The sequence below is a fragment of the Pseudomonas sp. UMAB-40 genome, assembly GCF_900095275.1.
Lineage (GTDB): Bacteria > Pseudomonadota > Gammaproteobacteria > Pseudomonadales > Pseudomonadaceae > Aquipseudomonas > Aquipseudomonas mandelii_B.
On record NZ_LT607598.1, the window covers coordinates 362 to 810 of the forward strand.

1 pseudogene is annotated in these 449 nt (G+C 43.0%); it reads left to right on the forward strand.

Features of this window, described 5'->3' with window-relative positions:
- Positions 1 to 449 (forward strand): annotated as a pseudogene (locus tag K0F88_RS31875) (hypothetical protein); the annotation flags it as partial.

Genomic DNA, 449 nt, shown 5'->3' on the forward strand with positions numbered 1-449 from the left:
TTTAACTTATCAGACCAAAGTCTTTTAAAAGCGATTAATTTTATTTGTGGCGAGAAGTGTTGCCGATCCTTCTTGGCATCGGCACGAGTACTTTTATGGGCGCTGCGCAGTGGCAGTGTTGATAAAATGACTGTGGAAGCGTTCTTGGCTGGAGCCTTTGCCAATGACCCAAGTTATGACGAATTACTGATTTTAAGTCAGCTTGTCAAATGCTTTGAAGTTGTAGAGCATCAATCGCTTTACGATGCATATGACCAAGTCATCACGGATTACCTAATCGCGTCAGTTGAAGATGAGTTTCCAGATGCAGAGGTATTTTCTGATGGTGGTTCGCAATCAGCAGCTCGCAGAAAATTTATGGAGCTAATGGATGAAAAAGCAGTCGAGCTGGGTGCTAATGACTCATCCAGTGTGGCTGATGGTGTTGTAGACTTAGTTGATGTAGATAG